Annotated in this window: 25 protein-coding genes; 18 read left to right on the plus strand and 7 right to left on the minus strand. The window is 63.7% G+C overall.

Translation table 11 applies throughout. The features are described 5' to 3' along the window. Positions 1-150: 150 nt before the first annotated feature. Positions 151-975, minus strand: a complete 825-nt coding sequence (locus ECTPHS_RS06770) for a Stp1/IreP family PP2C-type Ser/Thr phosphatase (protein ID WP_040405406.1) — start codon at positions 973-975, stop codon at positions 151-153. Positions 976-1,103: 128 nt separating this feature from the next. Then, positions 1,104-2,540 carry a LysM peptidoglycan-binding domain-containing protein gene (locus ECTPHS_RS06775; protein WP_008931968.1) on the minus strand — a complete coding sequence of 479 codons (1,437 nt, stop codon included), beginning with the start codon at positions 2,538-2,540 and terminating at the stop codon, positions 1,104-1,106. Positions 2,541-2,920: 380 nt separating this feature from the next. On the opposite strand from ECTPHS_RS06775, the gene ECTPHS_RS06780 reads away from it, so the two are divergent. The 3 genes from ECTPHS_RS06780 to dnaQ are packed head-to-tail and all read left to right on the plus strand — an operon-like array spanning position 2,921 to position 4,772. Further along, complete coding sequence (locus ECTPHS_RS06780) at positions 2,921-3,607, plus strand: methyltransferase domain-containing protein (protein ID WP_008931969.1); 687 nt, start codon at positions 2,921-2,923, stop codon at positions 3,605-3,607. Further along, positions 3,600-4,043 (plus strand): ribonuclease HI, encoded by a 444-nt coding sequence (rnhA, locus tag ECTPHS_RS06785; RefSeq protein WP_008931970.1) that lies wholly within the window; start codon positions 3,600-3,602, stop codon positions 4,041-4,043. The genes ECTPHS_RS06780 and rnhA overlap by 8 nt, the downstream gene beginning before the upstream one ends. 9 nt (positions 4,044-4,052) lie before the next feature. Next, on the plus strand, positions 4,053-4,772 hold the full coding sequence (gene dnaQ / locus ECTPHS_RS06790; protein ID WP_008931971.1) for a DNA polymerase III subunit epsilon: 720 nt from the start codon (positions 4,053-4,055) through the stop codon (positions 4,770-4,772). A 21-nt stretch (positions 4,773-4,793) separates the two neighbouring features. Here dnaQ and smpB read toward each other — a convergent pair whose 3' ends face one another. Beyond that, complete coding sequence (smpB, locus tag ECTPHS_RS06795) at positions 4,794-5,276, minus strand: SsrA-binding protein SmpB (RefSeq protein ID WP_008931972.1); 483 nt, start codon at positions 5,274-5,276, stop codon at positions 4,794-4,796. 165 nt (positions 5,277-5,441) lie between these two features. Between smpB and ECTPHS_RS06800 the strand changes: the two genes are divergently transcribed. The 3 genes from ECTPHS_RS06800 to ECTPHS_RS06810 are packed head-to-tail and all read left to right on the plus strand — an operon-like array spanning position 5,442 to position 7,591. After that, the gene (locus tag ECTPHS_RS06800) at positions 5,442-6,833 is read left to right on the plus strand and encodes a sodium-dependent transporter (protein ID WP_008931973.1); all 1,392 of its coding nucleotides are present in this window, start codon (positions 5,442-5,444) and stop codon (positions 6,831-6,833) included. Between the two features lie 16 nt (positions 6,834-6,849). Then, positions 6,850-7,287, plus strand: a complete 438-nt coding sequence (locus tag ECTPHS_RS06805) for a type II toxin-antitoxin system RatA family toxin (RefSeq protein WP_008931974.1) — start codon at positions 6,850-6,852, stop codon at positions 7,285-7,287. Next, positions 7,277-7,591, plus strand: a complete 315-nt coding sequence (locus ECTPHS_RS06810; RefSeq protein WP_008931975.1) for an RnfH family protein — start codon at positions 7,277-7,279, stop codon at positions 7,589-7,591. Before ECTPHS_RS06805 ends, ECTPHS_RS06810 begins: the two co-directional genes overlap by 11 nt. 26 nt (positions 7,592-7,617) lie before the next feature. Here ECTPHS_RS06810 and ECTPHS_RS06815 read toward each other — a convergent pair whose 3' ends face one another. After that, positions 7,618-7,947, minus strand: coding sequence for an outer membrane protein assembly factor BamE (locus ECTPHS_RS06815; protein ID WP_008931976.1), 330 nt, complete (start codon positions 7,945-7,947; stop codon positions 7,618-7,620). Positions 7,948-8,054: 107 nt separating this feature from the next. Between ECTPHS_RS06815 and fur the strand changes: the two genes are divergently transcribed. Then, on the plus strand, positions 8,055-8,495 hold the full coding sequence (gene fur / locus ECTPHS_RS06820; protein WP_008931977.1) for a ferric iron uptake transcriptional regulator: 441 nt from the start codon (positions 8,055-8,057) through the stop codon (positions 8,493-8,495). Here the strand turns inward: fur and recN are convergent, their stop codons facing one another. Both recN and ECTPHS_RS06830 read right to left on the minus strand, forming a co-directional pair. Beyond that, positions 8,496-10,166 (minus strand): DNA repair protein RecN, encoded by a 1,671-nt coding sequence (gene recN / locus ECTPHS_RS06825; RefSeq protein WP_008931978.1) that lies wholly within the window; start codon positions 10,164-10,166, stop codon positions 8,496-8,498. A 130-nt stretch (positions 10,167-10,296) separates the two neighbouring features. Continuing rightward, positions 10,297-11,178 carry an NAD(+) kinase gene (locus tag ECTPHS_RS06830; RefSeq protein WP_008931979.1) on the minus strand — a complete coding sequence of 294 codons (882 nt, stop codon included), beginning with the start codon at positions 11,176-11,178 and terminating at the stop codon, positions 10,297-10,299. Between the two features lie 120 nt (positions 11,179-11,298). Here ECTPHS_RS06830 and hrcA point away from each other — a divergent pair, with 120 nt between their 5' ends. From hrcA to greA, 8 genes are all read left to right on the plus strand, one after another. Next, complete coding sequence (gene hrcA, locus ECTPHS_RS06835; RefSeq protein WP_008931980.1) at positions 11,299-12,357, plus strand: heat-inducible transcriptional repressor HrcA; 1,059 nt, start codon at positions 11,299-11,301, stop codon at positions 12,355-12,357. Positions 12,358-12,454: 97 nt separating this feature from the next. Further along, positions 12,455-13,018 (plus strand): nucleotide exchange factor GrpE, encoded by a 564-nt coding sequence (grpE, locus tag ECTPHS_RS06840; protein WP_008931981.1) that lies wholly within the window; start codon positions 12,455-12,457, stop codon positions 13,016-13,018. A 114-nt stretch (positions 13,019-13,132) separates the two neighbouring features. Beyond that, complete coding sequence (gene dnaK, locus ECTPHS_RS06845) at positions 13,133-15,067, plus strand: molecular chaperone DnaK (RefSeq protein WP_008931982.1); 1,935 nt, start codon at positions 13,133-13,135, stop codon at positions 15,065-15,067. A gap of 125 nt (positions 15,068-15,192) precedes the next feature. Continuing rightward, complete coding sequence (gene dnaJ / locus ECTPHS_RS06850) at positions 15,193-16,338, plus strand: molecular chaperone DnaJ (RefSeq protein ID WP_008931983.1); 1,146 nt, start codon at positions 15,193-15,195, stop codon at positions 16,336-16,338. Continuing rightward, entirely contained in the window at positions 16,335-17,147 is an 813-nt protein-coding gene (gene dapB / locus ECTPHS_RS06855) for a 4-hydroxy-tetrahydrodipicolinate reductase (RefSeq protein WP_040405392.1), read from the plus strand. The genes dnaJ and dapB overlap by 4 nt, the downstream gene beginning before the upstream one ends. 142 nt (positions 17,148-17,289) lie before the next feature. Beyond that, positions 17,290-18,432 carry a glutamine-hydrolyzing carbamoyl-phosphate synthase small subunit gene (carA, locus tag ECTPHS_RS06860; protein WP_040405393.1) on the plus strand — a complete coding sequence of 381 codons (1,143 nt, stop codon included), beginning with the start codon at positions 17,290-17,292 and terminating at the stop codon, positions 18,430-18,432. Positions 18,433-18,514: 82 nt separating this feature from the next. Further along, positions 18,515-21,736 carry a carbamoyl-phosphate synthase large subunit gene (gene carB, locus ECTPHS_RS06865; RefSeq protein ID WP_008931986.1) on the plus strand — a complete coding sequence of 1,074 codons (3,222 nt, stop codon included), beginning with the start codon at positions 18,515-18,517 and terminating at the stop codon, positions 21,734-21,736. Next, positions 21,733-22,209 (plus strand): transcription elongation factor GreA, encoded by a 477-nt coding sequence (greA, locus tag ECTPHS_RS06870; RefSeq protein ID WP_008931987.1) that lies wholly within the window; start codon positions 21,733-21,735, stop codon positions 22,207-22,209. Before carB ends, greA begins: the two co-directional genes overlap by 4 nt. 46 nt (positions 22,210-22,255) lie before the next feature. Here greA and yhbY read toward each other — a convergent pair whose 3' ends face one another. Continuing rightward, the gene (gene yhbY, locus ECTPHS_RS06875; protein WP_008931988.1) at positions 22,256-22,546 is read right to left on the minus strand and encodes a ribosome assembly RNA-binding protein YhbY; all 291 of its coding nucleotides are present in this window, start codon (positions 22,544-22,546) and stop codon (positions 22,256-22,258) included. A gap of 195 nt (positions 22,547-22,741) precedes the next feature. On the opposite strand from yhbY, the gene rlmE reads away from it, so the two are divergent. The 3 genes from rlmE (at position 22,742) to folP (ending at position 26,267) form a co-directional block, all read left to right on the plus strand. Next, positions 22,742-23,365, plus strand: coding sequence for a 23S rRNA (uridine(2552)-2'-O)-methyltransferase RlmE (gene rlmE / locus ECTPHS_RS06880; RefSeq protein ID WP_008931989.1), 624 nt, complete (start codon positions 22,742-22,744; stop codon positions 23,363-23,365). A gap of 47 nt (positions 23,366-23,412) precedes the next feature. Beyond that, the gene (gene ftsH, locus ECTPHS_RS06885; protein ID WP_008931990.1) at positions 23,413-25,332 is read left to right on the plus strand and encodes an ATP-dependent zinc metalloprotease FtsH; all 1,920 of its coding nucleotides are present in this window, start codon (positions 23,413-23,415) and stop codon (positions 25,330-25,332) included. Positions 25,333-25,460: 128 nt separating this feature from the next. Further along, a complete protein-coding gene (gene folP / locus ECTPHS_RS06890; RefSeq protein WP_008931991.1) occupies positions 25,461-26,267 on the plus strand; it encodes a dihydropteroate synthase in 807 nt (268 codons plus the stop codon). The last annotated feature ends 43 nt before the right edge of the window (positions 26,268-26,310 follow it).

Below are 26,310 nucleotides of genomic sequence, written 5' to 3' on the forward strand. Positions count from 1 at the left end.
GCCGCTGACGGCCAGATTGTTGAGCCGTATGTCGTTGTCCGGCCGACGACCGAGGGTGATGGTTTTGTGCCCCAGGGGATAGTCGGCGATGAAGGTGTCACCACAGGAAATGCAGAGTCTGGGCATGGTTGACGGTTCGCCTCCTGCAAATCAACGCCAGAAATCGATCATGCGTCGGTACCAGGGCATCCGGCGGGGCAGCGGCAGCGCCGGCCTTGCCAGGACTACGGAAATATTGTCCCGGCCGCCGTATTCGTTGGCCTTGTCGATCAGCAGATGGGTTGCCTGTTCCAGGTCACCGGGATGATTGCGCAGGATATCCTTGATGAGGGCATCGTCGAGCATGTCGTTGAGACCGTCGGAGCAGAGCAGGTAGAGGTCTCCGGGGAGCACCATTTCATTCCGGATATCCACGGCCACCGTGGTGTCGATACCCAGTGCACGGGTGACCAGATTCCGATTGACCGATGCCAGTGCTTCCTGATGGGAGTAAAAGCCGCGATCCACCATTTCCTGGATCAGGGTGTGATCCGTGGTCATCTGTTCCAGGCGATCCTCGCGAAAGCGGTAGATTCTTGAATCGCCCACATGGGCCAGGATCGCGTGATGGTGATTGAACAGGGCCATGACCAGGGTGGTGCCCATGCCAGCATGACCGGCATTGATCCTGCCCGCCTGCTGGATGGCCGTGTTGGCATTGATGATGGCCCGTCGCACGGCGAGGCTGTCATCCCGAGGCTCGGTGACTCCGTTCCGGCGTTCGGTGCCTTGGTCGGCGAGACACTGCCTGAGGTTCTGCAACACGGTATCCACCGCCAGACGACTGGCGACCTCGCCGGCCAGGTGGCCCCCCATGCCGTCGGCAACCACGACGATGCCCAGTTCAGGGTCTTCGCCGATGCAATCCTCGTTGTGAGGGCGGACCTTGCCGGGATGGGTGCGGCCGAATATCTGCAGTGTTTCGAAAGGGGACATGGCGGCGGCTTGGACCATCGGGCAACGGTGGAAGTCGGTTACCCAGGAATCATAGGCCGGACTGGTCCCGGATGCCATGCATCCTGGTTGAAAGGTACCACCCCGCCGCCGAAGCGGCGGCATCTCGATCAGCTTTCCCGCGGATTGGCGTCCACGTAGAGATTGAGCTGCTGGCCAGGGCGGATCAGATGGCCATCCAGCTGATTCCAGTCCTGTATGTCGCTGATACGCACGCCGAAGCGTCGGGAAATGGAGGACAGGGAATCACCGGGACGAACGGCATAGGTCAGGACATTCCCCCGGTTACTGCCGGCCGCTGCCGCCATGGCGGTTTCCGCTTGGCGTATCAGCAGGGTCTGGCCCGGCCGCAGGGTGGCATCGCTGGAGATGCGGTTCCAGGCCGCCAGTTCCCGAAGGGTGACGCCGTAGGTCCTGGCAAGGCCCCAGAGGGTATCACCCGGTTCTACCCGGTGATGGAGCGTGCGGCTTCGTGACGCCTGCCGGTTTTCGTCCTGCCGCCCTGCGGCAACCTCCTGGGTGGAGGGCTCGGCGGTGGGGATGAGCAGATGATCTCCAACCCGGATCAGGTGAGTGTTCAGTTCGTTGGTCCGTTGCAGGAGTGCGACGCTGGTATTGTAGCGGGCCGCGATATGCCCCAGCGTCTCGCCGGGCCGAACCTGGTGACGCAGCCAGGACACCCGCTGTTCGCGGGGCAGGGCGGCGAGGGCAATCTGGAAGGATTCCACCCGGTCCAGCGGCAGGAGCAGGTGATGGGGGCCGTCCGGGTCCGTGGCCCAGCGGTGGAAGGCCGGATTGAGTTGCATGATCTCGTCCAGGGACAGGTCCGCCAGCTCCGCGGCGACGCTCAGTTCCAGTTGTCCGCCCAGATCCACCAGGGCCAGACGCGGCTCGTCCGCCACCGGCCAGAGTCCGACCTGGTAGTGCTCCGGATCGGCCACGATGGCCTGCAGGGCCAGCAGCCTGGGGACGTAGTGCTGGGTTTCCCGGGGCAGGTCCAGGTTCCAGTAGTCGGTGGGCTGTCCCAGTGATTCGTTGCGGGCGATGGCCCGGCTGACGGTGCCTTGTCCGGCATTGTAGGCTGCCAGGGCCAGCAGCCAGTCGCCGTCGAAGCGTTCATTCAGTTGGGTGAGGTAGTCCAGGGCCGCATGAGTGGAGGTGTGAATGTCCTTGCGGCCGTCGTACCACCAGTTCTGATGGAGGCCGAAATGACGGCCCGTGGAAGGGATGAACTGCCAGATGCCCGCCGCCTGTCCCGAGGAATAGACATCGGCACGGTAGGCGCTTTCCACCACCGGCAGCAGCAGCAGTTCGGCGGGAAGGTCCCGGGCTTCGATTTCTTCCAGGATATAGTGCAGGTAGGGTTCCGCCCTGGCCAGGACCTGGCCCAGATAATCGGAGTTGGCCTGGTGCCACTGAATGTAATGCTGGACCCGCTCATGGTCCCGCTCATCCGGCAGGCCGAACCCTTCGCGGACCCGTCCCCAGATGGTTTCATCCGTGGTGGGCGAGGGCGAGGGCGAGGTATCGGCCAGTGGCTTTGCCACGTTGATCCGGGGCCTGGGCTTGGCCGCCGTCTCCCCTTGAGGGGCGAGCCGAGCGGTCTGGGTGTTCTTCGCGACAGGGTCTGCCCCGGCAAGAGTCGGGGTCTCCTGAACGGCGTGTCCTCCATCCAGGCTGGCGCAGGCGGATAGCAGCAACGTCGCTCCCAGCAGGACGCCCCCAAGACCTTTCGGCTTGTTCTTTTTCATAGGGACGCTAGGATAACGGGGCGTCCCCGTGCCCTCAACCCCGGCGAGAGACTTATTATCGCTGGCCATGCCCCCCCTGAAGATTCTATGCTCACCTGATGTCGTCACCCAGAACCTCATGTGCCCGGCACCGGGAATGCCTGCAAGCCTGGTATGGGTCTGCGCCGGGGCGAGCCATGCAGGCGGCCCTGCAGTCCCATCTGGACCGTTTCGTACCGCAACTGTTCGGCTATCATGCCCTGCAGATCGGGCATCTGGATCCGAACCATGACCTGCTGGCCGCCAGCCGGATCCACCATCGGGTACGCCTGGAATGCGACCCCGGCCGCGGGGATGTCAGTGCCTTGGCCGATGCCCTCCCCATCCTCACCGACAGCATGGATCTGGTGGCGCTGGTACATTGTCTGGAACAGGTGGAAGATCCTTACCAGGTCCTGCGCGAGACGGATCGCATCCTGGTGCCCGAGGGCCATGTCCTGATCGTTGGTCTCAACCCCCTCAGCCTGCCGGGGTGTCTGGGGATGCTCCCCGGGCGCCTCGGCGGCAAGGGGGCGCCCTGGTCCGGTCAGTGCCACGCCACGGGTCGGGTCCGGGACTGGCTGGCCTTGCTGGGGTTCGAGGTCCTGGCGCGTGCCTACGCGGGCTTTCGCCCGCCGGAGGGCCGTTCCGGATTCAAGGCCCGCCTGCGGGTGGTGGAGTGTCTGGGGGGGCGTCATCTGCCCTATCTGGGGGCCGGCTACGTGATTCTGGCCCGCAAGCGCGTGGCTAATGTACTGCCTCTGCGAACACGCTGGCGACCGTCCCGGAACAGGGTGCCCGGCGGCCTGGCCAGCCCCTTTTGCCGGAGAACGGATCGTGACTGACGTGGTGGAAATCTTTACCGATGGCGCCTGCCGGGGCAACCCGGGGCCCGGTGGCTGGGGGGCGTTGCTGCGCTTCGGCCCCCATGAAAAACAGCTCAAGGGGGGCGAGTCCCAGACCACCAACAACCGGATGGAGCTGATGGCGGCCATTGCGGCGCTGGAACTGCTCAAGCGCCCTTGTGTGGTGGATCTGACCACCGATTCCCAGTACGTCAAGAACGGGATCAATCAATGGTTACCCAACTGGAAGCGTCGCGGCTGGCGTACCGCGGCGGGTGAGCCGGTGAAGAACCAGGATCTGTGGCAGCGCCTGGATGAGGCGGCTTCACGGCATCAGGTGCGCTGGCACTGGGTACGAGGACATAACGGACATCCCGAAAATGAACTGGCTGATCGTCTGGCCAACGAAGCCATCGATGCCCTGCGGGTGAAGTGAGGAACGACCGTGACTCTGCAAGCCAATGACCGGATCGTGATCCTGGATACGGAAACCACCGGCCTGGAGCCGTCCGACGGCCACCGCATCATCGAAATCGGCTGTGTCGAGATGGTGCGACGTCGCCATACCTCCCGCCATTACCACCAGTATCTGCAGCCGGACCGGGAAGTGGACGCCGGGGCGGTGGAAGTCCACGGCATCACCAACGAATTCCTCGCCGACAAGCCGCGCTTTGCCGATGTGGTGGAGGATTTCATCGAGTTTGTCCGCGGCTCGGAACTGATCATCCACAATGCCCCCTTTGACGTGGGTTTCATCAACCACGAGTTGTCCCGGTTGGACGGGGACTGGGGCAGGCTGGAGGATTACTGCACCATCACCGACTCCCTGGCGACGGCGCGCAAGATGCACCCGGGGCAGCGCAACAGCCTGGACGCCCTGTGCAAGCGCTACCAGATCGACAATTCGGGCCGGGAGCTCCACGGCGCATTGCTGGATGCCCGCATCCTGGCGGAGGTCTACCTGGCCATGACCGGCGGCCAGAAAAGCCTGTCCCTGGGCATGGAGTCGGAAGGGCAGGGGGGCGCCTCGACGGATACCCGCATCCGCCGGCTACCGACCGACCGATCCCCGCTGGCGGTCATCCGCCCCACCGAGGCGGAGCAGGAGGCCCATGAGGCCTATCTCAAGGTGCTGGCCAAGGCGGGTGAGGTCCAGGCCTGGTAACAACAGGCCTGGCGCCGGCGGTCAGCGGGTCACGCTCTTGACCACTCGGGCCTTCTCCCGCTGCCAGTCCCGCTCTTTCGAGACCGCTCGCTTGTCGTGTTCCTTCTTGCCCTTGGCCAGGCCGATTTCCAGCTTGGCGCGGCCCCGCTTCCAGTACAGGGCCAGCGGCACCAGGGTGTACCCCTTGCGCTCCACCTGCCCGATGAGCTTGTTGAGTTCGGCCCGGTGCAGCAGCAGCTTGCGGCTGCGCATGGGGTCCGGGTGAATGTGGGTGGAAGCGGTGGCCAGCGGGGTGAGATGGGCACCGAACAGCCAAGCCTCACCGGCCTTGATCAGGACATAGCTCTCACTGAGCTGCACCCGTCCGGCCCGCAGGCTCTTGGCCTCCCAGCCCTGCAGGGCCAGGCCTGCCTCGAAACGCTCCTCGATGAAGTATTCGTGCTTGGCCTTCTTGTTCAGGGCGATGGTGCTGCCGCCCGAGGCATTTTTTGATTTTTTGCTCATCCGCCGATTATAAACGAGCTGTCTGATGCAATGGACTGCCGATGCTGTTTTCCGGCGGCTCTTTTACCGTGTGTGTTACTGGGGGTTTTCGGCCGGAATTCCGCAGACGTTGAGCCGTGGCGCTAAATTCCGCAAAATGCGCCGATCGCGTGGGGGAAACCATCAATGAGAAGAGAAAGCTCGATTCACGGCCAGTGGTCCTCGAAGCTGGTCTTCGTCCTGGCGGCCACTGGTTCGGCCGTCGGTCTGGGCAACATCTGGCGTTTTCCCTACATCGCCGGAGAGAATGGTGGCGGCGCCTTCGTGCTCATTTATCTGGCCTGTATCCTGCTGATCGGTCTGCCCATCATGATGGCGGAGATCGCGTTGGGCAGGAGGGGCCGGCAGAGTCCCATCAACACCATGGCCACCCTGTCCCGGGAGGAAGGGCTGCATCGGGCCTGGGGTTTCGTCGGCTGGCTCGGCGTGGCGGCGGGCTTCATCATCCTCTCCTACTACAGCGTGATCGCGGGCTGGTCCCTATCCTACGTCTTCAGGGCCGCGGGCGGCGCTTTCACCGGTCTGGATGCCGATGGGGTCAGGGGCATGTTCAACGCCCTGGTGAGCGATCCGGAGCGGCTGCTGGCCTGGCATACCCTGTTCATGATCATGAATGTCCTGGTGGTGGCCCGGGGAGTGCGTTCGGGGCTTGAGAAGGCGGTCAAGTTCCTCATGCCCGCACTGTTCGGCTTGCTGCTGTTGCTGGTGGGCTATTCCATGAGCCAGGGTCACTTCATGGAGGGGGTCAGTTTCCTGTTCAAGCCGGACTGGAGTGAGGTGAGCGGTGACACCATCTTGCTGGCCATGGGGCAGGCCTTCTTCACCCTGAGCCTGGGTATGGGCGCCATCATGATTTACGGCTCCTATCTGAGTTCCAAGGCTTCCATCCTCAAGACGTCCGCCACGGTGGTGTCGGCGGACACCGCCGTGGCCCTGCTGGCCGGTCTGGCCATCTTCCCCATCGTCTTTGCCAGCGGTCTGGCGCCCGGTGAAGGTCCTGGTCTGATCTTCATCACCCTGCCCATGGCCTTTGCGGAGATGCCGGGCGGACTGATCTTCGGTACCCTGTTCTTCCTGCTGCTGGTCACCGCGGCCTGGACCTCGTCCATTTCCCTGATGGAGCCGGCGGTGGCCTGGTTGGCGGAGAACCGGGGCTTTGACCGGCCCATGGCAGCGGTGATCGTGGGCGGCATTGCCTGGTTCCTGGGGTTGGGGACCATCCTGTCATTCAGCCTCTGGTCCAATCCCATCGGCTTCAGCCTGACCATCGGCGGCGAGGCCACCTTCATCGGCGGCACTCTGTTCGAGATGGCCGATTACCTGACTTCCAACATCATGCTGCCCCTGGGGGGACTGCTGATTGCCCTGTTCGTGGGCTGGCGGATGACCCAGCGTTCCGTGGAGGATGAGCTGGACCTGCGCAGCCGGGTACTTTTCAGGGCATGGTATTATGTCCTGCGCTTCGCCGCCCCGATCGGCATCCTGCTGGTCTTCCTCAAGGCGGTCAATCTCATCTGATAACCAGGGGAGCTTCATGCCTTCCATAAGTCGTCATGCGCTGGTGCCTTACACGCCCAAGGAGATGTTTGATCTGGTGAACGACGTGGCGGCCTATCCGCGCTTTCTGCCCGGTTGTCGCAGTTCCGCGGTGCTGTTCGCCAATGAGGATGAGGTGAAGGCCAGCATCGAGCTGGCCAAGGGCGCCGTGCGCAAGTCGTTCACCACCCGCAACCGCCTGCAGCGCAACAAGATGATCGAGATGCGTCTGGTGGAGGGGCCGTTCCGGCATCTGGAGGGTTTCTGGCGTTTCGATGCCATGAGCGACACCGCCAGCCGGGTCTCCCTGGACCTGGAATTCGAGTTCTCCAACCGGATCATGAGCATGGCCTTTGGCCCGGTGTTTCACCAGATCGCCAACACCCTGGTGGACTCCTTCGTCAAGCGAGCGAGGGAGGTCTACGGTGTCCGATGAACGTCTCCGGGTGGAGGTGGCCTACGCCCGCTCCGACCAGCAGTGGGTGCTGGAAGTGTCCCTGCCCCAGGGGGCGACGGTGGAAGATGCCATCCGTCAGTCCGGTATCCTGGACAAGGTGCCGGAGATCGACCTGACGGTGAACAAGGTCGGTGTCTACGGCAAGCTCGCCAAGCTCAATGCTGTGCTGAACCAGCGTGACCGGGTGGAGATCTACCGGCCATTGATCGCGGATCCCAAGCAGGTGCGCAAGAAGCGCGCCGCTGAAGGCAAGGCCATGAAGAAGGGCGCCGGGGAGGCCTGACGGCCCCCTCGTCAGCCCACTTCACATCACTGCCGCGGGCCGCTGTCCTCGATCCCCGACACCAGGCCGCCATCGAACAGGATGATGACCCGTCGATGCACTGCCGGGCCGTCACCGGGCTTGAGGTAATACACGTAATCCCATCGACGATCCCCCTGGAAAGGGTCTTTCAGTACCGGTTCTCCCAGCAGGAACCGGACCTGCCGCTGGGTCATGCCGATCTGAACCTGTTCCAGTCGGCTCTCCTCGATGGCATTGCCCTGTTGCACGTCTGGCCGGTGCACGGACAGCAGGCCGCTGCCGCAACCCTGCAGTAATCCGCCAATGAGGATAGAATAAAGAATCAGTCTTGCCATAATTGCGTCCTGTAGGCCGTGAGTTGCAAGATGGGCCACGTTCCGAAAACCAATAGCGCGGGATTCTACACCAGGTGTCGGATCATCTCGCATGGAGATCAACTCCCATGGAAACCCAAGAGATCAAGAAGGCCGGACTCAAGGTAACGCTTCCCCGCGTGAAGATCCTGCAGATCCTGGAGACTGCGGAAGACCATCACATGAGTGCCGAGACCATTTATCGCCAGCTGTTGTCGGCGGGCGAGGAGATCGGTCTGGCAACGGTCTACCGGGTGCTGACCCAGTTCGAGGCGGCCGGCCTGGTCAGTCGTCATCATTTCGAGGGTAATCAGGCCGTGTTCGAGCTGGAGCGCGGACGTCATCATGATCACATCGTCTGCGTGAAATGCGGGCGCGTGGATGAGTTCGTGGACCCGATCATAGAAGAACGCCAGAGGGCGATTGCCGGCAAGCTGGGGTACACCATCCAGGACCATGCCCTGATCATCTACGGTGAGTGCAGTCAGGGCGGTTGCCCCAAAAAGCAGGCGGCCGACGGCGCGGATTGATTAACCGGTCGCTGCCCGGGTGATCATTTCCCGGGCATGGGCCAGGCTCTGTTCGGTGATCTCGACACCACCGAGCATCCTGGCCAGCTCCCGTACCCGGTGCTCGTCCGCCAGTGAGCGGATGCGCGTGGTGGTATGGTTCTTGCCTTTGTGCTTCTTCACCTGCAGGTGCCGGTGGGACTGGGCCGCTACCTGGGGCAGATGGGTCACGCACAGCACTTGCCGATGCTCTCCCAGACCGCGCAGTTGACGTCCCACCACTTCGGCCACGCCGCCGCCGATCCCCGTATCCACTTCGTCGAAGACCAGGGTGGCGATGGGCAGGGCATGGGCCGCGATCATCTGGATGGCCAGGCTGATGCGGGAGAGTTCACCGCCGGAGGCCACCTTGGCCAGGGGCTGGAGGGGTTGCCCCGGGTTGGCGCTGACCAGAAATTCCACCCGATCCATGCCGTGGGCCGATGGCTGCCCCCGGCCGTCATCCTCCACGCTGCAGGCAAACCGCCCACCTTCCATACCCAGCGCCTGCATGGCCTGGGTGACGGCCTCCGAGAGTTTTTCCGCCGCCCGGCCGCGGGCGTCCGAGAGTTCGGCGGCCTGGTGCAGGCAGGTCTGCAGTGCCTGTTCCACCGCCCGGGTGAGTGCCTCCAGGTTTTCACCGCCTTCCTCCAGCCGGCTTAGCTCCGCCTCCAGTGCGTCCAGCAACTGGGGCAGGGCCGAGGGGTCTACCCGGTGCTTGCGGGCCAGGTCCTGGATGGCGGCCAGGCGGGATTCGAGGAAATTCAGCCGTGCCGGATCCATTTCCAGACCGTCGGCATAGCGGCGTAGCCAGTCGGCGGCTTCGCGGATCTGTATCTGGGCGGCCGCCAGCAACTCCCGGGGTTCCGTCAGGCGGCTGTCCAGGGCCTGCAGATGTTCGATGTCGGTGCAGAAGCGTCCCACCACGGATTCGGCGCTGCCGTCGGCTTCATAGAGGCCCTGGTAGGCGGTTTCGGCCGTCTCCAGCAGGCGCCCGGCATGGGCCAGGCGACTGTGTTCTTCCTCGATCCGTTCCAGTTCTCCCTCCGCCAGGTCCAGGGCCCTGAGTTCGTCGGTCTGAAATCGCAACAGGTCCCGGCGGGCCGCCCTGGCTTCGCCGTCCTCGCTCAGTTCCGCCAGGCGTCGGGCGGCCTTCTGCCAGGTGCCGTGATCACGGGCCATGGCGGCGAGTCGTTCCGGGTGGTCGGCGTAGTCGTCCAGGATGCGGCGCTGGACTTCCCGGCGCAGCAGGGACTGATGGGCATGCTGGCCATGGATGTCCACCAGCATCTCGCCCAGGGCCTTGAGGGATTGGAGGGTTACCGCCGAACCGTTGATCCAGGCCCGGCTCTTGCCGTCCCGGGCAATGACCCGCCGGATCAGGCATTCTTCCGTATCCAGATCCTGTGACTCCAGCCAGGCACGAGCCTCCGCCTCCCGGCTGATGTCGAAGCGGGCGCTGATCTCGGCCCGTTCCGCGCCGTGGCGGACGGCAGTGCTGTCGGCACGGTCGCCCAGCACGAGGCCCAGGGCATCCACCAGAATGGATTTGCCGGCGCCGGTTTCCCCGGTCAGCGCGGTCATGCCCGTGGACAGGTCCAGGGACAGTTCATCGACGATGGCGAAATCTCGGATCTGGATGTGGGTCAGCACGGTCGGGATTCGCGGTTGGAGGTTATGGGCATGTCGCGGGCGACGGCCCGGATCACCGTGAGAGGGTAAAGAGTAAATCCCCCCGAAGGAAGGGGGGAAGCAGGGATTTTGTTGTATGTTTGATCAGTGCTCAGGGTTGTTCTCCCCAGCCCAGTTTCAGCCTCAGGATCTGCAGGTAGTCGTAGCCGGTGGGGTGAATCAGGCGCAGTTTGCGGAGTTTGGGCTCGATCACGATCCGGTCCAGTGGCTCCATGTCGAAGGTATCCTGGCCATCGAAAGCCACCTGGGCCAGGGTGCGGCTATGCTCGTTGACGGCGATCTCGATACGGTTGCCGGCGGGGACCACCAGGGGGCGATTGCTCAGGCCATGGGGGCAGATCGGCACCATGACCACGGCCTCCAGGCAGGGGGACAGGATGGGGCCGCCGCCCGACAGGGCATAGGCAGTGGAGCCGGTGGGAGTGGCCACCACCATGCCGTCGGCCCGCTGGGTGTTGACGAAACGGCCGTTGATCCAGGTGTCGAACTCGATCATGCGCACGGCGTCACGAATGTGCATGACCACATCGTTCAGGGCATCCTGGGCCGCCACCACGTCATCCCCCCGCATCAGGCGGGCATGCAGCATGCTGCGTCGGTCCTCCACATAGAGACCGGACAGGATCTCGTCCAGCCGCCCCAGCATCTCGTGGGGGGAGACGTCCACCAGGAAGCCCAGGCGACCCGCATTGACACCCAGCAGCGGTACCTCGGCATCCACCAGGGTGCGGGCCGCGCCCAGGAAGGTGCCGTCACCACCCACCACGATGGCCAGGTCCGCTTCGGCGGCCATGTGTGTGCGTGTCACCGGCTCACCGGCGGAGGTGTCATCCAGCCAGGGCAGCACGCTGTCATCCAGGAGGATGCGGCGCTGATGGTGCTGCAGATGCCCGATCAGGGCCTCCAGGATGTGTCCCAGGCGCTGTTCCTGGGTCTTGGCAATGATGCCGATGGTGTGGAAAGAAGGATTCATGCAGGGGATTATGGTGGAAATGCGTGGCGGGTGGCGAGTGCCGGCAGGCTAGCCACCCGCCGTTTCCTTGAGTAACATGCGAAGCCTGGCACTCACACTCAACGAGTGCCAGGGTGGACCATGAAGACATCCCCGACAACACAATCTCAGGCTCTTTCCGAACGTGCCCGGCTGCTGCTGCGGGCGCTGGTGGAGAGCTATGTGCGCGACGGACAGCCGGTGGGCTCCCGTACTCTGGCTCGTACCGCCGGTCTGGATCTCAGTCCCGCCTCCATCCGCAATGTCATGGCGGATCTGGAAGACCTCGGGCTGGTCAGCTCTCCTCATACCTCGGCGGGACGGATTCCCACCTCCCTGGGTTATCGCCTGTTCGTGGATTGCCTGCTGGAAGTCAAACCCCTGGACAGTGCCGAGGTGCGCGCGCTCAAGCAGCGCCTTACCCCTGACATGGACACCAAGGCCCTGGTGGAGTCCGCCTCGGACCTGCTTTCGGCCATCACCCAGATGGCCGGGATGGTCAGGGTGCCGCGGCGGGATCATGCCGCCCTGAGTCAGATCGAGTTTCTCAAGCTGTCCGGGCGCCAGGTGCTGGCGATCCTGGTGATGAACAAGCGGGAAGTGCAGAACCGCATTCTGGAACTGGACCGGGAATATTCCCACGCCGAGTTGCAGCAGATGGCCAATTATCTCAACCAGCACCTGGCCGGGCGCGACCTGCGGCAGGCCAGGGAGCAGGTGCTCAAGGAGATGAAGGCCGTCCGCGAGCATGTCAATTCCCTCATGCTGGCCGCCATCGAGCTGGGCGAAAAGGCCTTTTGCGACGACGAGGGCGGCGATGATCTGGTCTTTGCCGGTCAGATCCACCTCATGGACTACGCGGAACTTTCCAGCGTGGAGAAATTGCGCAACCTGTTCGAGGCCTTCAACGAAAAAAGGCAGTTGCTCACCCTGCTGGACAGTTGCATCAGTGCCGAGGGGGTCCAGATCTTCATCGGCCAGGAGTCGGGGCATCAGGTGCTCGATGACTGCAGCGTGGTGACGGCTCCCTACAGCGTGGGCGGCCGGATCGTGGGCGTGCTGGGGGTGATCGGCCCCACCCGCATGGCCTACGAACGCATCATTCCGGCGGTGGACATCACCGCCAGGCTGCTGGGCGCGGCCTTGAATTCCCGTAACTGAAGTCCCACATACGAAGGCATGCCCTCACCGGGTCATCAGCGGTGAGAGGGGCTTTTTTGCCGAATACACCAAAGACATGAGCAGATCGGAGTTTTCCATGGCGAACGAGGAACAAGTCGATAAACCCCAGCATGAACAGGCGCCCGCGGCCCCTGAAGAGACGACGCCGGAATTCAGCCCCGGGGCACTGCTCAAGCAGCTTGAAGACGCACAGAAACAGGCCCAGGACCACTGGGACAAGCTGGTGCGCGCCCAGGCGGAGCTGGAAAACCTGCGCAAGCGCATGAGCCGGGATGTGGAAAATGCCCACAAGTATGCCCTGGAACGTTTCGCCGGTGAGCTGCTGCCGGTGAAGGACAGCCTGGAAATGGGCCTGGATGCCGCGCGCGGCGAGGCCGACCTGAACAAGATTCGCGAGGGTACGGAGCTGACCCTGAAGATGCTGGAGCAGGTGATGGCCAAGCAGGGCATCGAAGTGGTGGACCCCGCCGGCCAGCGCTTCGATCCGGAGCGCCATCAGGCCATGTCCATGCAGGAAAATGCCGAACTGGAACCCAACACCGTCATGACCGTGCTGCAGAAGGGGTATGCCCTCAATGATCGTCTGCTGCGCCCCGCCATGGTGATTGTCAGCAAGGCACCGGCGGCCGGCAGCGAATGACCCCGAGGGACGGATTTTTCGCCGGGGCTTGAAAAGGCCCGGCGGCACCCCCATCAAGCGGGTAATCCCGGATTCACGGCATTGACAGAAACCTGAACACTTTTGGAGACACACATGGGCAAGATCATCGGTATCGACCTGGGCACGACCAATTCCTGCGTCGCCATCATGGAAGGCGGCAATGCCAAGGTCATTGAAAACGCCGAGGGCAGTCGTACCACCCCCTCCATCGTGGCCTTCGCCGAGGACGGCGAGGTGCTGGTGGGCCAGTCCGCCAAGCGCCAGGCGGTGACCAATCCCCAGAACACCCTGTTTGCGGTCAAGCGCCTGATCGGGCGCCGCTTCGAAGAACCCGAAGTGCAGAAGGACATCAAGCTGGTGCCCTACAAGATCGTCAAGGCGGATAACGGCGACGCCTGGGTGGACGTGCGCGGCAAGAAGATGGCCCCTCCGGAAATCTCCGCCCGCGTGCTGCAGAAGATGAAGAAGACCGCCGAGGACTACCTGGGCGAGCCGGTCACCGAGGCGGTGATCACCGTGCCGGCCTACTTCAACGACTCCCAGCGTCAGGCCACCAAGGACGCCGGCAAGATCGCCGGCCTGGAAGTTCGCCGCATCATCAACGAGCCCACTGCCGCGGCCCTGGCCTACGGCCTGGACAAGAAGCGCGGTGACAGCAAGGTGGCGGTCTATGACCTGGGCGGCGGCACCTTCGATATCTCCATCATCGAGATTGCCGAAGTGGACGGCGAGCACCAGTTCGAGGTGCTGGCCACCAACGGCGACACCTTCCTGGGCGGCGAGGACTTCGACTCCCGCCTGATCGAATACCTGGCGGCCGAGTTCAAGAAGGAGCAGGGCATCGACCTGACCGGCGACCCGCTGGCCATGCAGCGTCTGAAGGAGGCCGCCGAGAAGGCCAAGATCGAGCTTTCCTCCAGCCAGCAGACCGACGTCAACCTGCCGTACATCACCGCCGACAACACCGGGCCCAAGCATCTGAACATCAAGGTGTCCCGCGCCAAGCTGGAAGCCCTGGTGGAAGAGCTGGTCAAGCGCACCATCGAGCCCTGCAAGGTGGCCCTGAAGGATGCCGGCCTGTCCGTGTCCCAGATCGACGACGTGATCCTGGTGGGCGGCCAGACCCGCATGCCCAAGGTGCAGGAGGCGGTGAAGGACTTCTTCGGTAAGGAACCCCGTCGCGACGTCAACCCCGACGAGGCGGTGGCGGTGGGCGCCGCGATCCAGGGTGGCGTGCTGGGCGGCGACGTCAAGGACGTGCTGCTGCTGGACGTCACGCCCCTGTCCCTGGGTATCGAGACCCTGGGCGGTGTGATGACCAAGCTGATCGAAAAGAACACCACCATCCCCACCAAGACCTCCCAGGTGTTTTCCACCGCCGAGGACAACCAGACCGCGGTGACGGTGCACGTGCTGCAGGGTGAGCGCGAAGTGGCCCATGCCAACAAGTCCCTGGGTCGCTTCGATCTGGCGGATATCCCGCCGGCTCCCCGTGGCGTGCCTCAGATCGAGGTGGTGTTCGACATCGATGCCAACGGCATCCTCAATGTGTCCGCCAAGGACAAGGCCACCGGCAAGCAGCAGTCCATCGTCATCAAGGCCTCTTCCGGTCTGAACGATGCCGAGATCGAACGCATGGTCAAGGATGCCGAGGCCCATGCTGAGGAAGACAAGCGTTTCCACGAACTGGTGGGCGTGCGCAATCAGGCGGACAACCTGATCCACTCGGTGGAGAAGACCCTCAAGGACATGGGCGACAAGGTGGAGGCCGGCGAGAAGAGCGCCATCGAATCCGCCATCAGTGCCCTGCGGGATGCCATGAAGGGTGACGACAAGGCGACCATCGAGGACCGCACCCAGAAGCTGGCCGAGGCCTCCGGTAAGTTGGCGGAGCGCATGTATGCCCAGCAGGCCGAGGGTGCCGCCGCCGAAGGCGCCGGTGATGCCCAGGGTCAGGCCGGTACCAAGGGTGCCCAGGACGATGTGGTGGACGCCGAGTTCGAAGAAGTGGACGATAAGAAGAAGTAACGGCCAAGGCCCGTCCCAGGACGGGCCTTTCCCACTGCATCCGGGTCCGTTGACCGGCAGGTGCCCGCAACCGGGGCATGTGCCGGTCCACGGGCTTTCACGTTTCTGCAAGACCCACGGTAATCATGGCAAAACGCGACTATTACGAAGTCCTGGGGGTGGCGAAGAACGCCAGCGAGGACGCACTCAAGAAGGCCTTCCGTCGGTTGGCCATGAAATATCATCCCGACCGGAACCCCGGCGACAAACAGGCGGAAGAGCATTTCAAGGAGGCCAAGGAGGCCTACGAAGTGCTGTCCGATGCCCGCAAGCGGGCCGCCTATGACCAGTTCGGTCACGCCGGCGTGGAAGGGGCCGCCGGTGCTGGCCGTGGGGGACCGGGAGGCGCCAGTTTCAGCGACATCTTCGAGGACCTGTTCGGCGACATCTTCGGTGGTGCCGGTGGTCGCGGCGGCAGCAATGCCTTCCGCGGCGCGGACCTGCAGTACAACCTGGAGATGACCCTGGAAGAGGCCGTCTTCGGCACCGAGGTGAAGATCCGTGTGCCTACCCTGGTGACCTGCAAGGCCTGTCACGGTTCCGGTGCCGAGCCGGGTACCAGCCCCGAAACCTGTCCCACCTGTAACGGGGTGGGGCGGGTGCGCATGCAGCAGGGTTTCTTCTCGGTACAGCAGACCTGCCCCCGCTGTCGCGGTACCGGCAAGATCATCGCCAAGCCCTGCGGGAGTTGCCGGGGGCAGGGCCGGGTGGAGGAGCGTCGCACCCTGAGCGTGGCCATTCCCGCCGGTGTGGACAGCGGCGACCGTATCCGGCTGTCCGGAGAAGGGGAAGCCGGTGTCAACGGCGGACCGTCCGGGGATCTGTACGTGCAGGTCCATGTCAAGCCCCACAAGCTGTTCACTCGTAAGGGCAGCGACCTGTTCTGCGAAGTGCCCATCAGCTTCGCCGTCGCCACTCTGGGGGGCGAACTGGAGATTCCCACTCTCAAGGGTCGGGTGGCCCTGAAGATCCCCGCCGAGACCCAGTCGGGCCGCCTGTTCCGTCTCCGTGGCAAGGGCGTCAAGTCTGTGCATGGGGGGGGCGAGGGTGACCTGATCTGCAGCGTCAAGGTGGAGACGCCGGTGAACCTCACCAAGGAGCAGAAGGAGTTGCTGGAGCAGTTCGATGCCGCCATGAAAGCGGGCGGCCAGAAGCACAGCCCTCAGCACGAGGGCTGGCTGGACGGAGTGAAGGGGTTCTTTGAAGATCTCAAGTTCTGGAGAAAGTCATGAGTGCGGTACGCGTAGCCATTGTCGGCGCCGGTGGGCGAATGGGGCGCACCCTGATCGAGGCGGCGATCCTGGCCCCGGGGCTTGAGCCCACCGTGGCCACCGAGATGCCGTCCAGCAGTCTGCTGGGGGCGGATGCCGGTGAACTGGCGGGCCTGGGGCGCCTGGGGGTGACCCTGGAGGCGGACCCGGCGGCCGCCGTCGACCGGTTCGATGTGTTGGTGGACTTCACGCGTCCGGAGGGCAGTCTGGCGCATCTGGAAATCTGTCGTCGGGCGGGCAGGGCGATGGTGATCGGGACCACCGGCTTCACCGACGCGCAGAAGGCCGTGATCCGCAAGGCCGCCGAAGAGATTCCCGTGGTCTTTGCACCCAACATGAGCGTTGGGGTCAACCTGTGTCTCAAGCTGCTGGATCTGGCGGCCCGGGTGCTGGGTGACGAGGTGGATATCGAGATCGTTGAGGCCCATCACCGGCACAAGGTGGACGCACCTTCCGGTACCGCCCTGCGCATGGGCGAGGTGGTGGCGGATGCCCTGGGGCGTGACCTCAAGACCTGCGCCGTCTATGGCCGGGAAGGGGTGACGGGCGAACGGGATCGGCAGACCATCGGTTTCGAGACCATTCGGGCCGGTGACATCGTCGGCGAGCACACGGTGATGTTTGCCGGTCTAGGGGAGCGGGTGGAAATCACTCACAAGGCCTCCAGCCGCATGACCTTCGCCAAGGGCGCCATGCGCGCCGCCGCCTGGCTCAACGGCCGTCCGGCGGGGTTGTACGACATGCAGGACGTGCTGGGACTGGCCGGATAGGGCGTCTCACCAGGCAGGGGCTTCATTGGACGAAATGGCCCTGATCCGCTAGAATTTACGCCATTCAACAGGTCTTGAAATCCCTGACAGGGCTGGTTGGGTCTCCCAACCCGCCCTGTTTCTATGTGTGCCGGAGGACTCTTTGAGAACCACACCCGCCTTGCTGGCTTTGGAAGATGGCAGTCTGTTTCACGGTTACGCCCTGGGTGCGGAAGGAACCACCGTGGGTGAAGTCGTGTTCAATACATCCATGACCGGTTATCAGGAAATCCTCACGGATCCTTCCTATTCGCGTCAGATGGTGACGCTCACCTATCCCCACATCGGCAACACCGGTATCAATCCCGAGGACGAGGAAGCCGAAGGCCCCCAGGCCGCCGGACTGATCGTCCGCCATGTGCCCGAGCGCATGTCCAACTGGCGTGCCACCGAAACCCTGCCCGATTACCTCAAGCGCCACGGCATCGTTGCCATCACCGGCGTGGATACCCGTCGCCTGACCCGTCTGCTGCGGGAAAAGGGTGCCCAGAACGGCTGCATCATGGCCGGCGAGGTGGACGAGGCCAAGGCCCTGGAAGCTGCCCGCGCCTTCCCCGGCATCAACGGCATGGATCTGGCCCGGACCGTCACCACCGAGACGACCTTTGAGTGGACCGAGGGTGGCTGGAGCCTGGGTGAAGGCTATCGGCAAGAACCCGTCGAGCGTCCTTTCCACGTGGTCTGCTACGACTTCGGCGTCAAGCGCAACATGCTGCGCCTGCTGGTGGATCGGGGTTGCCGTGTCACCGTGGTGCCCGCCACCAGTACCGCCGAGGAGATCCTGGCCCTGAATCCGGACGGTGTCCTGCTTTCCAATGGTCCCGGTGATCCGGCGCCCTGTGATTACGCCATCCGCGGCATTCAGGGGCTGCTGGAAAGAAACATCCCCCTGTACGGGATCTGTCTGGGGCATCAGCTGCTGGGGCTGTCCGTGGGTGCGAAGTCCATGAAGATGAAGTTCGGCCATCATGGCGCGAACCATCCGGTTCAGGATCTGGTCACCGGCAAGGTGATGATTTCCAGTCAGAACCACGGCTTTGCCATCGACGAGAAGACGTTGCCGGCCAATGCCCGGACCAGTCATCGTTCCCTGTTCGACGGTACCCTGCAGGGCATCGAACTGACCGACCGGCCCGCCGTGAGTTTCCAGGGCCATCCCGAGGCCAGTCCCGGCCCCGAGGACGTGGCCCCGCAGTTCAATCGGTTCATCGAGATGATGAGAGCCCGTCGGGGTTCCGGCGCCTAGTCCTGGTTCCGCATTAAAGACCGCCCCCCATTTTGCCCGCCGGCGCCTTCAACGGCGCCGGGCTGTTCACGGTAGGACACGCATGCCAAAGAGAACCGACATCCAGAGCATCCTCATCATAGGCGCCGGCCCCATCGTCATCGGCCAGGCCTGTGAGTTCGACTACTCCGGCGCCCAGGCCTGCAAGGCCCTGCGCGAAGAGGGTTACCGGGTCATCCTGGTCAACTCCAACCCCGCCACCATCATGACCGACCCGGAGATGGCCGATGCCGTCTACATCGAGCCGGTGGAGTGGAAGACCGTCGCCCGCATCATCGAGCGGGAGCGCCCGGATGCGGTGCTGCCCACCATGGGCGGACAGACCGCCCTCAACTGTGCCCTGGATCTGGCCCGCAACGGCGTGCTGGAAAAGTTCGGCGTCGAGCTGATCGGCGCCACCGAAGACGCCATCGACATGGCCGAGGACCGGGAGCGCTTCCGTCAGGCCATGGACGAGATCGGCCTGGCCTCGCCCAAGGCCTTTATGGTCAACAGCTGGGAAGAGGCCCAACGGGTGCAGCCGGAGATCGGCTATCCCATCATCATCCGTCCCTCCTTCACCATGGGCGGTAGCGGCGGCGGCATTGCCTACAACCGGGAAGAATACGAAGAGATCGTCAGGCGCGGCCTGGACCTGTCTCCGGTCAACGAGGTGCAGGTGGAGGAGTCCGTGCTGGGTTGGAAGGAGTACGAGATGGAGGTGGTTCGCGACCGCGCGGACAACTGCATCATCATCTGCTCCATCGAGAACCTGGACCCCATGGGCGTGCATACCGGTGACTCCATCACCGTGGCCCCGGCCCAGACCCTGACGGACAAGGAATACCAGATCATGCGCAACGCCTCCCTGGCGGTGCTGCGCAAGATCGGCGTGGACACCGGCGGCTCCAACGTGCAGTTCGCGGTGAACCCGGAGGACGGCCGTCTGGTGGTCATCGAGATGAACCCCCGGGTATCCCGTTCCTCGGCCCTGGCCTCCAAGGCCACCGGCTTCCCCATCGCCAAGGTGGCGGCCAAGCTGGCCGTGGGCTTCACCCTGGATGAACTGCGCAACGAGATTACCGGCGGCGTGACCCCGGCCTCCTTCGAGCCGTCCATCGACTACGTGGTGACCAAGATCCCCCGGTTCACCTTCGAGAAGTTCCCCACCGCCAAGGCCAAGCTGACCACCCAGATGAAGTCCGTGGGCGAGGCCATGGCCATCGGCCGCACCTTCCAGGAGTCCTTCCAGAAGGCCCTGCGCAGCCTGGAGACCGGCAGTGACGGCCTCAACGAGATGGTGGATTTGAACGCGGAAGATGCCGAATCCATCATCCGCAGCGAGCTGGCCGATGCCGGTCCCGAGCGCATCTGGTACGTGGCCGATGCCTTCCGCTTCGGCCTGACCCTTGAACAGGTGCATGAACTCAGCCGCATCGACCCCTGGTTCCTGGCCCAGATCCAGGAGCTGGTGGACATTGAGCGGGATCTCAAGAGCCGGTCCCTGAAGGATCTGGATCGCCGGACCCTGTTTACCATCAAGCAGTACGGCTTCTCCGACCGCCGTCTGGCCAAACTGCTCGACGAGACCGAACGGACCGTGCGCGCCTACCGTCATGAACTGGGCATCCATCCCGTCTACAAGCGGGTGGACTCCTGTGCCGCCGAGTTCGCCTCCACCACCGACTACATGTACTCCACCTATGAGGAGGAGTGCGAGGCCAACCCCTCCGGCCGCGAGAAGATCATGGTCCTGGGCGGCGGCCCCAACCGGATCGGACAGGGGATCGAGTTCGACTACTGCTGCGTGCATGCCGCTCTGGCCATGCGCGAGGATGGTTACGAAACCATCATGGTCAACTGCAATCCGGAGACCGTCTCCACCGACTACGACACCTCCGACCGACTGTTCTTCGAACCGCTGACCCTGGAAGACGTGCTGGAGATCGTGCACCTGGAAAAACCCAAGGGCATCATCATTCAGTTCGGCGGCCAGACCCCGCTGAAGCTGGCCCGGGACCTGGAGGCCGCCGGTGCGCCGGTGATCGGCACCACCCCGGACTGCATCGACCTGGCGGAGGACCGGGAGCGCTTCCAGCAGCTGATCGAGAAGCTGGAGCTGGTTCAGCCCCCCAACCGCACCGCCCGCAGCGTGGACGAGGCGGTACGCCACGCGGAGGCCATCGGCTATCCGGTGGTGGTACGTCCTTCCTACGTGCTGGGCGGTCGTGCCATGGAGATCGTCTATAACGAGATCGACCTGCGCCGCTACATGCGCGACGCGGTGAAGGTGTCCAATGACGCCCCGGTACTGCTGGACCGCTTCCTCGATGATGCCGTGGAGGTGGACGTGGATGCCATTTGCGATGGCAAGGATGTGCTCATCGGCGGCATCATGCAGCACATCGAGCAGGCCGGCGTGCACTCCGGTGACTCCGCCTGCTCCCTGCCGCCCTACAGCCTGAGCATGGATCTGCAGAACCAGATCATCGAGCAGGTGCGCAAGATGGCGCTGGCCCTGGGCGTGGTGGGTCTGATGAACACCCAGTTCGCCATCCAGCGGGACCGCATCTTCGTGCTGGAGGTGAACCCCCGTGCCTCCCGTACCGTGCCCTTCGTCTCCAAGGCCATCGGCATGCCCCTGGCCAAGATCGCTGCCCGCTGCATGGCCGGCCGCTCCCTGGTGGAGCAGGGCGCCACCGAAACCGTGGTGCCTGACTACTACTCGGTGAAGGAAGCGGTCTTCCCCTTCATCAAGTTCCCCGGTGTGGACCCCATTCTTGGCCCCGAGATGAAGTCCACCGGCGAGGTCATGGGCATGGGCCGCAATTTCCCCGAGGCCTTTGCCAAGAGCCAGCTGGGTGCCGGTGTCAAGCTGCCCGAGACCGGTAAGGCCTTCATCAGCGTGCGTGAGGTAGACAAGCCCGGCATCATCCAGGTGGCAAAGGAACTGGCGGCCCGTGGCTTCGAGCTGATCGCCACCCACGGCACCGCCCAGGCCCTGGAGGCCGCCGGCGTGACCTGTGAGCGCATCAACAAGGTGACCGAAGGTCGACCCCATATCGTCGACATGATCAAGAACGACGAGATCAGCCTGATCATCAACACCACCGAAGGCAAGCAGGCGATTGCCGACTCCTTCACCATCCGCCGTGAGGCCCTGCAGCACAAGGTGACCTATACCACCACCCTGGCTGGTGCCTATGCCACGGTCCAGGCCCTGGAGTATCTGGACAGCGACCGGGTGTACTGCCTGCAGGAGATGCATAAGGAGACCTGCTCATGAACAAGACGCCTCTGACGGTACGTGGGGCCGAATTGCTCAAGACGGAGCTGCAGCGCCTCAAGAGCGAGGATCGTCCGCGGGTAATCGCCGCCATCGCCGAGGCCCGTGCTCACGGCGATCTGAAGGAAAATGCCGAGTACCATGCGGCGCGCGAGCAACAGGGCTTCATCGAGGGGCGCATCAAGGAACTGGAGGCCAAGCTCTCCAATGCCCAGATCATCGATGTGACCACCCTCAACGCCGGCGGCAAGGTGGTCTTTGGCGCCACCGTGGAACTGATGGATCTGGACTCGGATGCGGAGGTGACGTATCAGATCGTGGGTGACGATGAGGCCGACATCAAGATGGGCCTGATTTCGGTGAATTCACCCATCGCCCGGGCCATGATCGGCAAGCATGAAGGGGACGAGATCCACTTCAGTGCCCCGGGCGGAGAAAAGCACTTCGAGATCCTGGCGGTACACTACCGCTGATGGTCTCGGCAGGCCCTTCCCCCTTGCGGGGGAAGGGCCTCGGGGTTTAGGGCAGTTCAATCACCGGCTTGTCCGGATTGCGCCGGAACAGGGTGGCGATGAATCCCACCCGCTGTACCAGTTCCGCCCCGGTCTGCTCGCGGATCTCATGGATCGCCGCGTCCCGCTGTTCCCGGTCGCCGATGGCGACCTTGATCTTGATGAGTTCATGGTGGTCCAGCGCCTTGCGGATTTCCTCCATGACCGGCTCGGTGAGGCCGTTGCGGCCGATGCTGACCACGGGTTTACGGGAGTGCGCCAGGGCACGCAGGTGCTTGATGTGTCTTTCAATGGGCATGTCAGGGAAAAATCCGCAAGAATAACCAGGACGCGGGGGCATCCCGCGAGGTGACAGGACGGCCGGGGCATGCGGGCCGTTCCTCAAGTCGCCGAGTCTAGCATGCGCACACCCGCTGTAGGAGTCCGGCCCCGGGCAATATTGTCCGCCGGTCCCGACCCCACAAAGGGAAGCAACCCCGGAAATCCAAGACCCATGGCACGTAGCAAGACCAGCAGTCGCTGGCTCAAGGAACACTTCAGCGATCCCTTCGTCCAGAAGGCGCAGCAGGAAGGCTGGCGCTCCCGCGCCGTCTACAAGCTGCAGGAGATCCAGGCCCGTGACCGGATCATCCGGCCCGGCATGAGAGTGCTGGACCTGGGGGCCGCCCCCGGCGGCTGGACTCAGTTCGCCGTCGGTGAGGTGGGGCGCAAGGGCCGCGTGATCGCCTCCGACATCCTGCCCATGGATGCCATCGAGGGGGTCACCTTCATCCAGGGGGATTTTCACGAAGAGGCGGTGCTGGAGGCCATCCTCGCCGCCCTCGGCGATGAGCCGGCGGACCTTGTAATCTGCGACATGGCTCCCAATACCAGTGGTGTGGAGGCCGTGGATCAGCCACGGGCCATGTATCTGGCGGAGCTGGCCCTGGATACGGCGGGCCGGGTGTTGAAACCCGGCGGTGATTTCCTGGTCAAACTGTTCCATGGAACGGGCTTTGACGACTACGTGAAGACCCTGCGCGGACAGTTCGACAAGGTGCAGATCCGCAAGCCCGAGGCGTCACGGTCCCGATCGCGGGAAGTTTATGCGTTGGCCAGGGGCGTCAAACTGGTGTAAGGTCAGCTAAACCACGAGCACACGACAGACAAAGTCGAGGTAGACCCTTGAACGAGCTGGTAAAAAACCTGATTATCTGGGCGGTTATCGCCATCGTGCTGATGTCGGTGTTCAACAACTTCAGCCCGACACAACCTCAGCCCCAGGCCTGGTCCTATTCGGAATTCCTCAATGAGGTGAAGGCCGGACGCATCGACAGCGTCTTCATTGAGGACAAGACCATTCACGGCCGTACCATCGGCGGCGAGCGCTTCAATACCTACGCCCCCAATGATCCGGGCCTGATCGGCGATCTGCTGGCCAGCAATGTTGAGATCCGCGTCGAGGAGCCGGCCCAGCGTTCTCTGCTGATGGATATCCTCATCAGCTGGTTCCCCATGCTGCTGCTGATCGCGGTCTGGATCTACTTCATGCGCCAGATGCAGGGTGGTGCCGGCGGTCGGGGGGCCATGTCCTTCGGCAAGAGCAAGGCCCGCATGATGGGCGAGGACCAGATCAAGGTCACCTTCGGCGATGTGGCCGGCTGTGACGAGGCCAAGGAGGATGTCTCCGAACTGGTGGACTTCCTGCGCGACCCCAGCAAGTTCCAGAAGCTGGGCGGCAAGATTCCCCGCGGCGTCCTGATGGTGGGCTCCCCCGGTACCGGCAAGACCCTGCTGGCCAAGGCCATTGCCGGCGAAGCCAAGGTGCCCTTCTTCAGCATCTCCGGTTCCGATTTCGTGGAGATGTTCGTGGGCGTGGGTGCTTCCCGGGTCCGCGACATGTTCGATCAGGCCAAGAAGCATGCCCCCTGCATCATCTTCATCGACGAAATCGATGCCGTGGGCCGTCATCGTGGCGCCGGTCTGGGGGGAGGGCATGACGAGCGCGAGCAGACCTTGAACCAGTTGCTGGTGGAAATGGATGGTTTCGAGGGCAGCGAAGGCATCATCGTCATTGCCGCCACCAACCGTCCCGACGTGCTGGACCCGGCACTGCTGCGTCCCGGTCGCTTCGACCGTCAGGTGGTGGTGCCCCTGCCGGATGTGCGTGGTCGCGAACAGATCCTCAAGGTCCACATGCGCAAGGTCCCCCTGTCCGAGAACGTGCGCGCCGACCTGATCGCCCGCGGTACGCCCGGCTTTTCCGGTGCGGACCTGGCCAACCTGGTCAACGAGGCCGCCCTGTTTGCGGCGCGCTCCAACAAGCGACTGGTGGAGATGATCGACTTCGAGCGCGCCAAGGACAAGATCATGATGGGCGCCGAGCGCAAGTCCATGGTGATGAGCGACGACGAGAAGAAGTTGACTGCCTATCATGAGGCCGGTCACGCTATCGTCGGCCGCCTGGTGCCCGAGCATGACCCGGTCTACAAGGTGAGCATCATCCCCCGCGGGCGTGCCCTGGGCGTGACCATGTTCCTGCCCGACGAGGACCGCTACAGCCACAGCAAGACCCGACTCGAGAGCCAGATCTGCTCCCTGTTTGGCGGCCGCATCGCCGAGGAGATCATCTTCGGCGCCGACAAGGTGACCACGGGCGCCTCCAACGACATCGAACGGGCCACGGCCATTGCCCGCAACATGGTGACCAAGTGGGGCCTGTCCGATCGCCTCGGTCCGTTGTCCTACGGCGAGGAGGAAGGTGAGGTGTTCCTCGGCCGCCAGATGACCCAGCGCAAGCAGATGTCCGATGAGACCGCGCACGCCATCGACGAGGAGATCCGTCGCGTCATCGACACCAGCTATGAGCGTGCCAAGGAGATCCTTGAAGCCAACATGGAGAGGCTTCATACCATGGCCGACGCCCTGATCAAGTTCGAGACCATCGACGTGGATCAGATCAACGACATCATGGAAGGGCGCGAGCCCCGTGAGCCCGGTGGCTGGAGCGGTGGCAGTGAATCCGGTAGCGGTGGCGCGACCGGTCGCGATCAGGAAAAGGGTGACAGCAAGGGCGTCATCGGCGGTCCCGCCAGCCAGACCTGATGCCGTCATCACTGTGAGAAACGGGCCGTCGATGCACTGTCCGTTGGAGAAGCCGCCTTTTCGAGAGCGGCTTCTTTGTTTCAAACCTGCCCCCTTCATCGATCGATCCCGTACCCCGGATGCATGACATGAGCCATCACGCCGCGTTGCCCCAGATCATGGGGATTCTCAATGTCACCCCCGATTCATTTTCCGACGGCGGCCGTTTCCTGGCGCCTAGGCAGGCCATCGAGCGGGCGCTCGCCATGGTGGAGGAGGGGGCGGGCATCATCGACGTGGGGGGGGAGTCCACCCGCCCCGGGTCGGCCGGGGTGTCCCTCCAGGAAGAACTGGATCGGGTCATCCCGGTGGTGGAGGCCATTGCCGCACGGGTGGATGCGTTGATCTCGGTGGATACCAGCAAGCCGGAAGTGATGCGCGAGGCCTGCGCCGCCGGTGCCGGCATGATCAACGATGTCTTCGCCCTGCAGGCCCCCGGCGCCCTGGCCGTGGCGGCCGGGACGAAGGCGCGGGTCTGTCTGATGCACATGCAGGGAGAGCCCCGCGGCATGCAGGTCGATCCCCGTTATGACGATGTGGTGGCGGAGGTGCGGAATTTCCTCGCCGCCCGCGTGGCCGCCTGTCTTGAGGCGGGAATTCCGAGGGATCACCTGGTGCTGGATCCGGGGTTTGGTTTCGGCAAGACTCATGCACACAATCTCGCCCTTTTCCAGCAGTTGCCGGCGCTGGCCGTGGATGGGCTGCCCTTGCTGGTGGGGGTGTCCCGCAAGAGCATGATCGGTAAAATGCTTGGCGATGACCGCCCGCCCCGGGAGCGCATCACGGGAAGTGTGGCGGCGGCCTTGCTGGCAGCCCAGCGCGGTGCCCGGATTCTGCGTGTCCACGACGTGGGCGCCACCCGGGATGCACTGCGCGTGCTGGCTGCCCTGGCATAGCCAACGACAACGACAGCACTGCCCCGCCAGGCTCATTCACTGA

It is taken from the genome of Ectothiorhodospira sp. PHS-1, from assembly GCF_000225005.1.
Lineage (GTDB): Bacteria > Pseudomonadota > Gammaproteobacteria > Ectothiorhodospirales > Ectothiorhodospiraceae > Ectothiorhodospira.